13 protein-coding genes and 4 pseudogenes are annotated in these 12,811 nt (G+C 67.8%); 5 read left to right on the top strand and 12 right to left on the bottom strand.

The window, feature by feature from the left end; genetic code table 11:
• Positions 1-52: 52 nt before the first annotated feature.
• Positions 53-541: pseudogene (locus AADZ55_RS07840) on the top strand (M23 family metallopeptidase); the annotation flags it as partial.
• On the opposite strand, the gene AADZ55_RS07835 reads toward AADZ55_RS07840, so the two are convergent.
• Both AADZ55_RS07835 and AADZ55_RS07830 read right to left on the bottom strand, forming a co-directional pair.
• Positions 533-1,804, bottom strand: a complete 1,272-nt coding sequence (locus AADZ55_RS07835; protein WP_085323926.1) for a PPE family protein — start codon at positions 1,802-1,804, stop codon at positions 533-535. The pseudogene AADZ55_RS07840 and the gene AADZ55_RS07835 sit on opposite strands and share 9 nt — an antisense overlap.
• A 13-nt stretch (positions 1,805-1,817) precedes the next feature.
• Positions 1,818-2,012: a hypothetical protein gene (locus AADZ55_RS07830; protein ID WP_085323927.1), complete on the bottom strand. Its 195-nt coding sequence runs from the start codon at positions 2,010-2,012 to the stop codon at positions 1,818-1,820.
• Positions 2,013-2,307: 295 nt separating this feature from the next.
• Here AADZ55_RS07830 and AADZ55_RS07825 point away from each other — a divergent pair, with 295 nt between their 5' ends.
• The gene (locus AADZ55_RS07825) at positions 2,308-3,279 is read left to right on the top strand and encodes an LLM class F420-dependent oxidoreductase (RefSeq protein ID WP_085323989.1); all 972 of its coding nucleotides are present in this window, start codon (positions 2,308-2,310) and stop codon (positions 3,277-3,279) included.
• A gap of 18 nt (positions 3,280-3,297) precedes the next feature.
• Here AADZ55_RS07825 and AADZ55_RS07820 read toward each other — a convergent pair whose 3' ends face one another.
• The 9 genes and pseudogenes from AADZ55_RS07820 to AADZ55_RS07780 all read right to left on the bottom strand — a co-directional run.
• Positions 3,298-4,206 (bottom strand): tyrosine recombinase XerC, encoded by a 909-nt coding sequence (locus AADZ55_RS07820; RefSeq protein WP_085323928.1) that lies wholly within the window; start codon positions 4,204-4,206, stop codon positions 3,298-3,300.
• Between the two features lie 33 nt (positions 4,207-4,239).
• Complete coding sequence (locus tag AADZ55_RS07815) at positions 4,240-5,412, bottom strand: alpha-hydroxy-acid oxidizing protein (RefSeq protein ID WP_085323929.1); 1,173 nt, start codon at positions 5,410-5,412, stop codon at positions 4,240-4,242.
• Positions 5,413-5,438: 26 nt separating this feature from the next.
• Positions 5,439-6,290, bottom strand: coding sequence for a siderophore-interacting protein (locus AADZ55_RS07810; RefSeq protein WP_085323930.1), 852 nt, complete (start codon positions 6,288-6,290; stop codon positions 5,439-5,441).
• Positions 6,291-6,322: 32 nt separating this feature from the next.
• Positions 6,323-7,492: a DNA-processing protein DprA gene (dprA, locus tag AADZ55_RS07805; RefSeq protein ID WP_085323931.1), complete on the bottom strand. Its 1,170-nt coding sequence runs from the start codon at positions 7,490-7,492 to the stop codon at positions 6,323-6,325.
• Entirely contained in the window at positions 7,489-9,000 is a 1,512-nt protein-coding gene (locus AADZ55_RS07800) for a YifB family Mg chelatase-like AAA ATPase (RefSeq protein WP_085323932.1), read from the bottom strand. The genes dprA and AADZ55_RS07800 overlap by 4 nt, the downstream gene beginning before the upstream one ends.
• Positions 9,000-9,377 (bottom strand): YraN family protein, encoded by a 378-nt coding sequence (locus AADZ55_RS07795; RefSeq protein WP_085323990.1) that lies wholly within the window; start codon positions 9,375-9,377, stop codon positions 9,000-9,002. The genes AADZ55_RS07800 and AADZ55_RS07795 overlap by 1 nt, the downstream gene beginning before the upstream one ends.
• Positions 9,374-9,544 carry a hypothetical protein gene (locus tag AADZ55_RS07790; RefSeq protein WP_165759341.1) on the bottom strand — a complete coding sequence of 57 codons (171 nt, stop codon included), beginning with the start codon at positions 9,542-9,544 and terminating at the stop codon, positions 9,374-9,376. The genes AADZ55_RS07795 and AADZ55_RS07790 overlap by 4 nt, the downstream gene beginning before the upstream one ends.
• Before the next feature lie 4 nt (positions 9,545-9,548).
• A pseudogene (locus AADZ55_RS23500) lies at positions 9,549-9,651 on the bottom strand (hypothetical protein); the annotation flags it as partial.
• Positions 9,652-9,735: 84 nt separating this feature from the next.
• Positions 9,736-9,877, bottom strand: a pseudogene (locus tag AADZ55_RS07780) (IS256 family transposase); the annotation flags it as partial.
• 373 nt (positions 9,878-10,250) lie between these two features.
• Here AADZ55_RS07780 and AADZ55_RS23495 point away from each other — a divergent pair.
• The 3 genes from AADZ55_RS23495 to AADZ55_RS07770 are packed head-to-tail and all read left to right on the top strand — an operon-like array spanning position 10,251 to position 11,984.
• Positions 10,251-10,424 (top strand): AtuA-related protein, encoded by a 174-nt coding sequence (locus AADZ55_RS23495; RefSeq protein ID WP_423202392.1) that lies wholly within the window; start codon positions 10,251-10,253, stop codon positions 10,422-10,424.
• Between the two features lie 30 nt (positions 10,425-10,454).
• On the top strand, positions 10,455-11,048 hold the full coding sequence (locus tag AADZ55_RS07775; protein WP_085323933.1) for a carboxymuconolactone decarboxylase family protein: 594 nt from the start codon (positions 10,455-10,457) through the stop codon (positions 11,046-11,048).
• 6 nt (positions 11,049-11,054) lie between these two features.
• Positions 11,055-11,984, top strand: coding sequence for a 3-hydroxyacyl-CoA dehydrogenase NAD-binding domain-containing protein (locus tag AADZ55_RS07770; RefSeq protein WP_085323991.1), 930 nt, complete (start codon positions 11,055-11,057; stop codon positions 11,982-11,984).
• A 542-nt stretch (positions 11,985-12,526) separates the two neighbouring features.
• Here the strand turns inward: AADZ55_RS07770 and AADZ55_RS07765 are convergent.
• Positions 12,527-12,622: pseudogene (locus AADZ55_RS07765) on the bottom strand (transposase); the annotation flags it as partial.
• Between the last annotated feature and the right edge of the window lie 189 nt (positions 12,623-12,811).

Genomic DNA, 12,811 nt, shown 5'->3' with positions numbered 1-12,811 from the left:
GAACTGGCCGCGGTGAGTGGCCCCGCCAGCATGGACGCACTGAACTGACCAGATGCGCTGGGTAGTACTGCTGCTGTGGTGCACGCTGATCAGCGCGGCACCCGCCGCTGCTGACGACGTGCGGCTGAACTGGCCGCTGCGGCCGCCGCCGAGGGTGCTGCGGGGATTTGACGCCCCGTCGCCGGATTGGCATCCGGGGCACCGGGGTGTTGACCTGGCCGGGGTGCCCGGTCAGCCGGTATACGCCGCCGGCAGCGCGACTGTCGTGTTCGCCGGGCCGCTCGCCGGCCGGCCGGTGGTGTCCCTGGCCCACCCGGGCGGACTGCGCACCAGCTACGAGCCGGTGCTCGCCCGGGTCCGGGTCGGTCAGCTGGTGTCGGCGCAGACCGTGATCGGCGAGCTGGCGGCCGGGCACCGCGGCTGTCCAGCCGCCGCATGCCTGCACTGGGGAGCGATGTGGGGACCGGCTTCGGGCACCAAATATGTCGATCCGCTGGGCCTGCTGGGATCCACACCGATACGACTCAAGCCGCTATCCGGCAAAGGGCGGACGCTGCATCACCGCCAGGCGGAACCCGTACTTGTGCACAAAACCGCCACCGGTGCTTTGGCCGGCGCTGGTCATCGGGGCAATTCCCCGGAGCAGCGCGTCTTCCGCCGGCGAGCGCAGGGGCGCGACCTCCTCGCCGGGCAACCGCCAGGCCCCCGGGCCTGCCAATCGAGCGCGCACGGCCCAATCGGGCGACACCGACAACGGCCCAACCGAGCTGCCCTTGCCCAGCGCCGCCGACATCGACCCGCCAACGGTTTCCCGGTCTAGCGCCCAGTACCAGTACGGCTGGGGCGTATGAACCCCGCCCACCACCCCGCCCCCTACGACGCTTGGGCTCGCCCGCGGGCCGGAAAAGATGCTCGGGCCCCAGCTGTCAAGAACCGAGGACCCGGAGTCGCCGGCACCGCCCGGAGTGCCCGGGATGAATGACTGTGCGAGCGACGCGTCGAATTGGAGTAGCCCTTCGTCGAAATACGTGAGTCCCAGGAACCGAACGATGGTCATTCTGTTGTCGGGTGTAAGACCGGGCAAATGCTCTTGAAGCCATTGCGCAAATGCCGAGTACCGCGGGAACAACGTCGTCGAGGCGAATTGCTGTAGCAGCTGGGGCACTGTGGCTGCGGTGGCGAGCTGCGGGATCGTCGACGATGCCGTGGGCGCGGAAAGGCCGGCCTGGGTGGCGGCGGCTGCGCCGACCGCCGCGGCCTGACCGGCCAGTGCGGCCGGGTTGGTGGTTGCTGGCGCCGAGGTGAACGGGCTCAACACCGTGGCGGTTGCCGAGGAACCGGCATAGGTGTACATGGCGGCAGCGTCTTGGGCCCACATCTCGACGTACAGGGCCTCGGTGGCCGCGATCGCCGGTGTGTTCTGCCCAAAAAAGTTGGTCGCGATCAGTGCCATCAACAACGCCCGATTTGCCGCAATCGCCGGCGGCGGCACCGTCATCACGAACGCCAGCTCATAGGCTGCTGCGGCCGCTCTGGCCTGCATTCCCGCCTGCTCCGCCTGCCCGGCGGTGGCGCCGAGCCACGCCAAATAGGGCGTGACCGCGGCCACCATCGACGCCGATGCGGGCCCCGCCCAGTGCGCACCGGTCAGCTCCGAGATGACCGAACCGTAACCGGCGGCGGCCAAGCCCAATTCGGCCGCCAAACCATCCCAGGCCGCCGCCGCGGCCAGCATGGGCCCCGATCCCGGTCCGGCATAAATGCGACCGGAGTTGATCTCGGGCGGCAACACCCCAAAGTCCAACGCCCATCCCTCCTCAGCCGGCCGGGATCGCGGCGTAGTTCCCCGCCCCACCGAAATCGGTGGTGGCCGGTGCTGCGGTCACGAACCGGTCATGGATTGCCAGTTTCAGGTCGCTGCCCGGTAGCAGCCGTCGGCGTGCACCACCCGCCGGCCCTCGACGCGCATCATCCAGCGGCAACCATCCCGGTCGTTGAACAAGCCAGTCCATCGCGTGCCCTCACCGCCGACAGCCGAATTCCGGTGCGACCGCAACCGCCGCACCGGCGTTTCGAGGTAGGTGCATACCAGCGAAATGCGCTTGCCGTGAAAGGCGCCGAATAATCAATTCCCCGCCGGTTACCGTTCATCTTCAGCGGGTCAACCATTTACCCACGGTTCGATCTTTGGGCCGGGCGGTCCGCGCCATCTCGGAGCCGTTGGCCCTACCGCTGTCGACGGCGATTCGACTCGAACCGGTGCACCGCCGGGCGGGCCGCATCGACTGCGCGCCTACGGTCGACTCCATGACCGTCGCCAGCACCGCTCATCAATCACGTCCGCTGCGTTTCGGGTTGGCGGCCCCGTTACCACGCACCGGCCCCCAGATGCGCGCCTTCGCGCGGGCCGTCGAGACAGCCGGATTTGACGTACTGACCTTCCCGGACCACCTGGTGCCCTCGATGTCGCCGTTCGCGGGAGCGACCGCAGCGGCGATGGCCACCCAGCGACTGCATACCGGCACGTTGGTGCTCAACAACGACTTTCGCCATCCCGTGGACACCGCTCGGGAGGCGGCCAGTGTCGCCACCGTCTCTGATGGCCGCTTCGAGCTGGGACTGGGCGCCGGCCACATGAAGTCCGAATACGACGCCGCCGGCATCGCATTCGACCCCGGCGCAACACGGGTGGCGCGGCTGATTGAATCGACGAACCTGATCCGTGCCCTGCTGGATGCCGGGCCCGTCGATTTCGACGGGGCCTACTACCGGGTGCACGCCGAACCGGGCGCACTCGTCGCACCACCAAAGACCCGGGTCCCGCTGTTGGTCGGCGGCAACGGGACGGAGGTACTGCGGCTGGGCGGACGCGTCGCCGACATCGTCGGCCTGGCCGGGATCAGCCACAACCGCGACGCCACCGAGGTCCGGTTGTCCCACTTCAACGCGGCGGGCCTGGCCAACCGAATCGGGTTGGTACGGGATGCCGCGGGCGACCGCTTCGACGCAATCGAACTCAACGTGCTGATCCAGGCGGTGGTCTGCACCGACGACCGGCACGCAGCCGCCGCCGAACTGGCGACCACCTTCGGCGGGATCACGCCCGAGCAGGTCATGGACTCGCCGTTTCTGCTGCTCGGCACGCACGAGCAGATGGCCGAGACCCTCACCGCCCGGCAACGGCGGTTCGGCGTCAGTTACTGGACGGTGTTCGACGAGTTGGCCGGCCGCGCCTCGGCGCTGGGCGACCTCGCCGAGGTCATCGCGCTGTTGCGCTAGGTGTACTGACCTGAGGGGTTAGGCCCGCGGATGGGCCTGCTCGTGCACCGCCCGCAACCGGGCGACCGCGACGTGGGTGTACAGCTGCGTGGTCGCCAAACTGGAATGACCGAGCAGTTCCTGGACCACCCGCAGGTCGGCCCCACCTTCCAGCAGGTGAGTGGCTGCGCTGTGCCGCAGCCCGTGCGGCCCCATATCGGGCGCGCCGTCCACCGCGGCCACGGTCTGGTGCACCACGGTGCGGGCCTGTCGCACATCGAGGCGCCGGCCCCGCGCGCCCAGCAGCAGCGCCGGCCCGGACGCCGCGGTCACCAGCGCGGGACGCCCGTCGGCTAACCAGTCGCTCAGCGCATCGGCGGCCGGCTGCCCGAACGGGACGGTGCGCTGCTTGTTGCCCTTGCCGAGAACCCGAACCAACCGATGCCCGGTGTCGACGTCGTCAACGTCCAGGCCGCACAGCTCGCTGACCCGGATACCGGTGGCGTACAACAGCTCGACGAGCAGCCGATCCCGCAGCGCCAGCGGATCACCTTGCTCTGCACCAGATTTGGCGGCAGCCATGGCCCGCAGTGCCTGATCCTGACGCAGCACCGCCGGCAGGGTGCGGCGTGCCTTGGGCACCTGCAGCCGGGCCGCGGGATCATCGGCCAGCAGCCCGCGCCGAACCGCCCAGGCGGTGAACGCCTTGACCGCCGAAGTGCGACGGGCCAAGGTCGTGCGGGCGGCGCCCGCACCCGCCGTCGCGGCCAGCCAAGACCGCAGTACCGGCAGGGTCAGCGTGTCCAGACTCGATCCGCGGTCGACGAGAAACGCGAAGAGCGATCGCAGATCGCCCAGGTAGGCGCGACGGGTGTGTACCGAACGACCGCATTGCAGGGCCAGGTAGTCGTCGAACTCGTCGAGGATCGCCTCGTTCCTATCCGGCACTCCCCCACGCTCGCAGACAGAGCCTGGGCCGCCTCAGTCGACGCGCCGCAATGTTTCCGGGGTGAGATCTTTCAGTGTCGGGTAGCCATCGACGGCCATGATCAGGTCCGCTTCGGCGAGCATCATGCGCAGCACGTGCACGACGCCGTCGACGCCGCCCAGCGCCAAACCGTAGGCATACGGGCGGCCGAGGGCCGCCGCGGTCGCACCCAGTGCCAGTGCTTTGACGACGTCCGCGCCGCTGCGGATCCCGGAGTCGAACAGCACCGGCAACCCGTCGGCGGCCTCGACGACTCCCGGCAGGCAGTCCAGCGCGGGCAGGCCACCGTTGGCTTGCCGGCCACCGTGGTTGGAGCAGTAGATGCCGTCGACGCCGCCGTCTTTGGCGCGTCGGGCGTCGTCGGGATGACAAACGCCCTTCACGATCAGCGGCAGATCGGTCAGCGAGCGCAACCAGCCGAGGTCGTCCCAGGTCAACGCGGACCCGAAGATTTGCACCCAGCGCAGCACGGCGCCCTGCGGGTCCTCCTCGGGCGGTCGTTGCAGGCCGGCACGAAAGACCGGATCGCTGGTGTAGTTGCTCAGGCAATGCCCACGCAGCTGAGGGAAATTGGCCGTACTCAGGTCCCGCGGCCGCCAACCGGTTACCCAGGTGTCGAGCGTGACGACGATGCCCTTGAAGCCGGCCGCTTCGGCGCGGTGCACCAGGCTGGCGGCCAGCTCCCGGTCGGTCGGGGTGTACAGCTGAAAGAACCCGGGAGTATCGCCGAGCGCCGCGGCGACATCTTCCATCGGGTCGACCGACAGCGTCGAGGCGATCATCGGGACACCGGTCCGTGCGGCCGCGCGCGCAGCGGCCAGGTCGCCGTGGCCGTCTTGGGCACACAGTCCGATGACACCGATCGGCGCCATCAACAGCGGAACCGGCAAGGTCAGCCCGAACAGCTCAACGGACAGGTCGCGGCTGGCCGCGCCGACGAACATGCGCGGCATCAGGCCCCATCGCTGGAAGGCCTCGCAGTTGGCCCGCTGGGTGCGCTCGTCGCCGGCTCCTCCGGCAACGTACGACCACACCGATGGAGGCAACGCCGTGGCGGCCTTGGCCTCCAACTCGCTGAAGACCATCGGCAGCGACGGCACCACCCCGGCCAGCCCCTGCAGGTATATCTCGTTCTGGTAGTCCCCGAATGCGGGTGAGAATGCCATCCGACGAGAATGCCATCCGGTAGCCGCTATGGAGTCCCAGCCTCTGTCTCAGCCAGTTCTTTCTTCCATTGCCGAAACGTCTCCTCGGTGCGGCCGCGCCGCCAGTAGCCGGAGATCGACGACGCCCACTTCGCTTCCACACCGCGCTCGTTGCGGATGTGCGGCCGCAAGTTGTGCATAACGGCTTGCGCCTCGCCGTGGATGAAGACGTGGACCTGTCCGGGTAGCCACTGCGTGGTGGTGACCGCCTCGATCAATGGCGAGTGATCACCGGCGCGGTCCTCGGCAACCAGATCGGCGCGGCCGCCCCGATAAACCCAGTTCACCTCGACGGACTCCGGCGCGGTCAAGCCGATCTCGTCGTCCGGGCCGGCAACTTCGATGAACACCTTGCCGATTGCGTTGGGGGGCAATGCTTCCAGCGCGGCCGCGATGGCGGGTATCGCGGATTCGTCACCGGCCAGCAGATGCCAGTCGGCGGCCGGGTCGGGGGTGTACGCGCCGCCCGGCCCCATCAGATATAGCGGCTGGCCGGGCTGGGCGGCGGCCGCCCACGGCCCGGCTATCCCGTGTTCACCGTGGATCACGATGTCCACGGCGATCTCGCGAGCCGCGACGTCGACGTGACGAACAGTCATGGTGCGCACCGAGGGCCGCTTCGCGGCGGGCAGGTCGGCAAAACTGTCCAGCGTCAACGGCCGCGGCAACCCGGCCACATCGACATCGTCGGCGACGAACACCACCTTGACGTAGGAGTCGGTGAAGTGGCTGGGGACGAAGGTGTCGAAGCCGCTGCCGCCGAGCACAACCCGGACCATGTGTGGCGCGAGTTGTCGGGTGGTGACGACTTCAAAGGGTTGCAGTGGTCGACCCGCCACGTGTCCTCCTGTCCAGACCCGAACCCAGTCGACTATACGAGCCGTGCCGCCGCTCTTCCGGCCGTGGGCTGACCAGAACCGGCGCGGACTATTCGCCACCGGCCGTCGCGGCATTCGGCCAACCCGGCCACCTCGAGGATTGCCAGCGGCCCCAACGCCTGCACGGGCGGCAGCCCCGATCCGACGGCGATCTCGTCGATCGTTGCGGCGCCGCGGCCCGGCAGCGCCTCGAACACCCGGCGTTCGGCCTCGCTCAGCCCGTCGAACGCTGTGGTAGGCCGAGCTTCGTCGCCGGCCAACTCACCGATGTGCCCGACGAACTCGACGATGTCGTCGGCCCGGGTAACCAACTCCGCACCGTGGCGCAGCAGCGCATGACATCCCGCCGATGCCGAGGACGTCACCGGCCCGGGCACCGCGGCAACCACCCGGCCCAATGCCCGCGCCCAGGCGGCGGTGTTCGCGGCACCGCTGCGCAGGCCCGCTTCCACCACTACCGCTGCTCCCGCAACCGCGGCCACCAGCCGGTTGCGGGTCAGGAACCGGTGCCGGGCCGGACGGACTCCGGGCGGGTATTCGCTGAACAGCACCCCGTGCTGGGCAATGCGATGCAGCAACGCCGAATGCCCAGCCGGATAGGGGATGTCGAATCCGCCGGCCAGTACGGCCACGGTGATGCCATCGGAGTCCAGCGCCGCGCGGTGAGCCGCGCCGTCGATCCCGTATGCCGCACCGGAGACGACCGCGACGTCGCGCTCGGCCAATCCGGCGGCCAGGTCGGCCGCGACGTGCTCACCGTAGCTCGTCGCGGCCCGGGTTCCGACGATGGCGGCCGCACGGTGCGGCACTTCGTCAAGACGCGCGGGCCCCAGGGCCCACAACACCAGCGGCGGTTCGCCGCGCGGCCTCGCCCGGGCTCCGGCGCCGCCGAAGGCGGCGAAGGCCAGCGCTGGCCACTCGTCGTCGTCCGGGGTGACCAGTCGCCCGGCGCGGCGCATCAGTAGCTCGAGATCGTCTGCGGCCCGGTCGATCTCGCGTCTGGCATCGGTATGCCGCGCCAGGTCGTCGCCGACCAGCCCGCGCCGCACCCGCTCGGCGGCCTCCACCGGGCCAACACGGCGCACCAGTGCGGCGAGCTGCGCGCAGGGCGGTTCCGCCACCCGGGACAGATAAGCCCAGGCCCGTGTCGTCGGATCGCTCATCGCTGCGCTCCTGGTTGCCGGAAGCTCAGCGCGGCGGCCACTTCCTCGATGCCCGGCGATATCCGACCGGCCAAATCGGCCAAACTCCAGGCCACCCGTAAGGTGCGATCGACACCACGAATGCTGAGCAGCCCTCGGTCCAGCGCGGTGCGCAACGGGACCATTGCGGCGCTGCTGGGCCGGAACTTCCGTCGCAATAGCGGCCCGCTGACTTCGGCGTTGGTGCGGAATCCGTGTGGCTGCCACCGCCGCGCGGCCGCCTCCCGGGCCAGCGCCACCCGGTGCCGAACCTGTGACGTTGACTCACCGTCGGCGGCCGAGAACGCACCGGCCCGAAGCGGGTGCATCTGCACCCGTAGGTCCACCCGATCGAGCAGCGGCCCAGACAATTTGCCCAGGTAGCGGCGTTTGGCAGCCGCCGCACAGATGCAGTCTCGTGGATCAGCCGGTGCGCACGGGCATGGATTGGAGGCCAGTACCAGCTGGAACCGAGCCGGGTAGCACGCCACCCCGTCGCGGCGGGCTAGGCGGATTTCGCCGTCTTCCAACGGTGTTCGCAACGCCTCCAGCGCGCTCAGGCCGATCTCGGCGCACTCGTCGAGGAACAGCACGCCGCGGTGCGCCCGGCTGACCGCGCCCGGGCGCGCCATCCCCGATCCGCCACCAACGAGCGCGGCGACGCTGGAACTGTGGTGCGGTGCCACGAACGGCGGCCTGGTGATCAACGGCGTGTCCCCCGACAGCAGGCCGGCCACCGAGTGGATCGCGGTGACCTCCAGTGACTCGCCGCCCGACAGCGACGGCAGCAGTCCCGGAAGGCGTTGCGCCAACATCGTTTTTCCCACTCCCGGTGGACCAGTAAGCATGAGGTGGTGCGCCCCGGCGGCCGCCACCTCGACGGCGAACCGTGCTTGCGACTGGCCCACCACATCGGCGAGGTCCGCGGCGGGCTCCTGGGTGGTGTCTACCGCGCTGATCCTGTCGGACAAGCCGGCGGACCCGCGCAACCAGCTCTGCAACTGCCCCAGCGTGCGAACACCCCAGACGTCGATGCCGTCGACCAGACTGGCCTCGGCCAGGTTGTCCGCCGGAACGACGACGGCCGGCCAACCGTCACGTTTGGCCGCCAGCACGGCGGGCAGCACGCCACGCACCGGCCGGACCCGCCCGTCCAGCGACAACTCCCCCAACAGGACCGTCTTCTCCAGACGTTCCCACGGATTCTTTTGTTGCGCCGACAGCACCGCCGCAGCCAGGGCAATGTCATAGACCGACCCCATTTTCGGCAGTGTCGCCGGAGACAGCGCGAGCGTGAGCCGGGCCATCGGCCAGCTGTTTCCGCAATTGGTGACCGCCGCGCGGACTCGGTCGCGGGACTCCTGCAGCGCGGCGTCGGGCAGCCCCACCAGATGCACACCCGGCAGCCCCGACGTGATGTCGGCCTCGATTTCCACGATCTCGCCATCCAGCCCCCGAACCGCGACCGAGAACGCGCGCCCCAGCGCCATCAGCCGATCCCTTGCAGGTGGGTGAGCTCTGGGTCGGGGCACCGGCCGATTCGCACGCCGATCACATCGATCCGGATCGCCGCCCAACGCTCGTCCTGGCCGGCAAGCCAAAGCCCGGCCAGCCGGCGCAGCCGGCGGACCTTGCGCTCGGTCACCGCGTGCGCGAGCCCCCCGTATCCGTCGCCGGTGCGGGTCTTAACCTCGACGAACACCACCGTGCGGGTGACCGCGTCGCAGGCGATCACGTCGAGCTCGCCATAGCGGCAGCGCCAGTTGCGGCTCAAGATCCGCAACCCCATCCTCGCCAGGTGATCGACCGCGAGGGCCTCGCCCATCGCTCCCAGCTGAACCCGAGTCATTGTCTTCAGCGTTGTCATGCGGCCAGCCTGCCCACCGGCCCCGACATCGCCTGCCACGCACCGCGTCTCACCGCCGCGACAACGACCGACCATCCCCAGTCGCGGGTCCATCCACAGCCCCGGGCGGGCAGCTGGAGTTCGCCTGGCTTTCCGGTACCCGGGCTGCCCATTTTCACCGGGTTCACCTTGGGGGTCCTCGTCCTCGCCGTCGCCGGTGCACAGGAGCTTTTCGTGGTGGAAGTAGGGGTTGGCCGTGGTCGAGGTGGGTCGGTGGGATCCATTCGGTGGTGCGTCGCTGTACCTCGGTGAGGTAGCCAGGGACGTCGCAGTTGGGGAACGTGCAGCCGCGGTCTTTGACATGACCGTTTTGCGGTGTCTACTGGTCGCCGCTGATTGCGGCGACCAGAACATTATCGCTGTCGGGTAGAGCAGCGCCATAGATGCTTCGGAGAGGTAGCGGCCGGTCGCCGGCTTGCCATTCGTCGTGCATATCGGCCAAGGACGGCGCCGACGAGCCGCCACGTCCAAGACCTACACCACCAACTACTTGAACGGCCCCGCACCGCCACGACCGACACCACCGCCGCGTAACATCACCAACCAAGAACATGCACCCACGCCAGATGCACCACACCTGAGACGCCACCACGATACGATCGGCCAAGCCAAGCGGATACGCGTCCAGCATTTGCCCTTCAGGAAGGGCCCGTGACTGTCATGTGGTGTGTGTGGCGCCCGATCGCCCCACCACATCGGAGGCTAGCGATGAATCAGGACGAAGTCCGTAGTCGAGCTTTCGCGATGCCGGTGACGACACCCGCCTTCCCGATCGGCCCGTGCTCCCCTACGACCTGAAGCACAAACAGATCATCCGGGACACACGTCAAGGACATTGTTCGTGGACACGTCGAACGCGAGGAGACCCGGTACGAGTTCATCTACATACTGCACGCCGCGCTCGACGGCGGCGTGGTTGCCGGCCTGCGGCGTGACAAACACGGTAAATCACTCAGCGGCTACATGCTCGAAATAGAGCTACCGGTGCCCCACGACTATGTGCTGTAAGGCGTTACGAACGGAAGGGAGGCCCACCGGATGAACGACGACTTGCGAGTGGTTCCGCTGCCCATCGCAGAGTGGGATCCATCGCTGAAGAACATCATCGACGACATGCACGGGTCACCGATAAACGTGCATCGGCTCATGGCGAACCATCCGGCGCTGCTCCAGGCGTGGTGGAGCTTTCGGAACTACGCGGTCAACGGCGGTGATCTGGGCCGCCGGAAAGGCGAACTGGTCATCCTGCGCGTCGCCACCCGGGTGCGCGCGTGGTACGAGTGGGGTGCCCACGTGGAGCGCGCCCTGAAGGTCGGGATCTCCAGGGAGGAGATCGAGCGGGCGAAGCAGGGCGGCGATGCGCCCGGATGGGAGGTCAGCGAGGCGCTGTTGCTGCGAGCCGTCGACGAGCTCTTCGACAACTACGGGCTGAGCGAGCAGACACACGCCCAGCTTCGCGAGCACTACACCGCACGACAAGTCATGGACCTTATGGCGATCCTGGGCACCTACTTCATCTTGGGCACCATGATCAACACCTGGGACCCGGAACTGGATGCAACGACACAGGAGAAATTGCCCGCCGACATCACCCGAGAGCAATTCGAGCGCGAATATCCGACGAAGGGGTAGTTGATTGTGCGCGAGATCAAGAAGGTAGCGGTCATAGGCGGCGGTCTCATCGGAATGAGCTGGGCGAGCTTATTCCTGGCACGGGGTCGGCAGGTCGTTGTCATAGATCCCCGGGCCGAAGTGGAATCCGAACTGCACACCTTCGCGCGCGAAGCGTGGCCGATGCTGACGGCACTCGAGCTGACGACGACCGATGACGTCCAGACACCGCAGTTCGGGACGGAGATCGGCGGCCTGACGGGCGTCGACTTCGTGACGGAGTGCGGGCCGGACCGAATCGAGGTCAAGCACGCGATGATCGGTGAACTGGAGTCGGTGATCGACCCGGACGTCATCATCTCGTCCAGCACATCGTCGCTGTTGCCGTCCGACATCCAAAGCGCGGCAAAGTATCCGGAGCGTGTGCTGGTCGGCCATCCAATGAACCCGCCGCACATGGTGCCGATGGTCGAGCTGGTGGGCGGGCGACTGACCTCCGAGCAGGCCCTGCGTGATGCCGAGGAGTTCTACGTCGCGATGAAGCGGATTCCGATCCGCGTACGGAAAGAGGTCGTCGGTCATCTGGCGAACCGGCTGACCTCGGCGCTGTACCGCGAAGCCGTTGGCATCGTCGAGCAGGGCATCGGCTCCGTCAGCGACGTGGATACCGCGATCACCTACGGGCCCGGGATGCGCTGGGCCCTGATGGGGCCGCACCTCACCTACCACCTCGGTGGCGGCAGCGGTGGATATCGCCACTACCTCGACCACCTGGGCCCGACGCAAGAAGCCCGGTGGAAAGAGCTGAGCGCCCCTTCGCTGACCCCAGACCTCAAGGAGAAGCTCATCGCGGGCGTCGACAACGAGCTCGAGAAGCAGGACGTCTCCACACTCACCGGACGCAGGGACCAAGCCCTGGTCGAACTGTTCCAGCTCAAGAAGACGTACGGATTCTAGCGGTGGCGGGGTTCCCGTGACTCCGTGGAGACTTGACTTGTAGTGATCTTGATTCCCGCCGCTCCTCCGATAGGTGTTGGGCGGTGGGTGCCCGCAGCCGGATGTCAGAGCTGGCTGTAGGCCACCGGTAGGGCTTGGCCTTGACACCGGTGCCCGGCATGCTGTCGCACAGAGGATTGCGTACTGTGCCCTCTGGGCGTCGATGAACCGTGACATCTGTACTGGCCCAACGATTCTCGAACCCAGAGGGGCGACTGAGCGCTTGAGGACAACATCACGCTGCATCACCAGCTGCGCGTTCTCCTGATCGCGCTCATCGAAAGTCCTCAGGTGTGCTCGCCGAAATTCCGACTTGTATGGGTGTTAGCGGTTCGTGGTCGGGTTAGCTGCCCGTAGCGCAGCCTAGCGGACCGAAAGGCCTGACTGGCGAAATTCCTGTCGCCCCGTTGTGGGTTGACTCCGGTGGGTCTGTCGAGCCCTTCGGTTCGCGTCTGCGGCGTGACTGAACAGAGGCATGACTACCACCAATACCGATGGTGTTGGGCAGCGGCTTTGGCCGCCGGACCGGGTGGGATGGCTTCCTTGCGCCGATACGGGCGTCCGGTGGCCGCGGTGGCCATCGCCGCGGCATCTAGGGCGCCGTCGAGCGTGCGTGCGTGCGTGCGTGCGTGCAGATGAAATTATGGACGCCGAAGTTATCGAGTCCCAGCCTGAGCGCACTGACTCAACGCCAAGGTCGAACGCGCAGCAAGCCAGTTACGCCGGCCGTAGGACAAATACGCTCAGCGACTTCGAGCGGTGAGAATCGGGAGAGTCGCATCGCCACC

Origin of the sequence: Mycobacterium decipiens, from assembly GCF_963853665.1 — a bacterium.
Lineage (GTDB): Bacteria > Actinomycetota > Actinomycetes > Mycobacteriales > Mycobacteriaceae > Mycobacterium > Mycobacterium decipiens.
The sequence above is the reverse complement of the archived record's forward strand: the minus strand, read 5'-3'. Positions and strand labels throughout refer to the sequence as shown.

Coding starts and splice junctions, on each gene's coding strand:
- AADZ55_RS07830 (WP_085323927.1), bottom strand. CDS start 2,012: ATGGACTGGCTTGTTCAACGACCGGGATGGTTGCCGCTGGATGATGCG.
- dprA (WP_085323931.1), bottom strand. CDS start 7,492: ATGAGCGATCCGACGACACGGGCCTGGGCTTATCTGTCCCGGGTGGCG.
- AADZ55_RS07825 (WP_085323989.1), top strand. CDS start 2,308: ATGACCGTCGCCAGCACCGCTCATCAATCACGTCCGCTGCGTTTCGGG.
- AADZ55_RS07795 (WP_085323990.1), bottom strand. CDS start 9,377: ATGACAACGCTGAAGACAATGACTCGGGTTCAGCTGGGAGCGATGGGC.
- AADZ55_RS07815 (WP_085323929.1), bottom strand. CDS start 5,412: ATGGCATTCTCACCCGCATTCGGGGACTACCAGAACGAGATATACCTG.
- AADZ55_RS07800 (WP_085323932.1), bottom strand. CDS start 9,000: ATGGCGCTGGGGCGCGCGTTCTCGGTCGCGGTTCGGGGGCTGGATGGC.
- AADZ55_RS07775 (WP_085323933.1), top strand. CDS start 10,455: ATGAACGACGACTTGCGAGTGGTTCCGCTGCCCATCGCAGAGTGGGAT.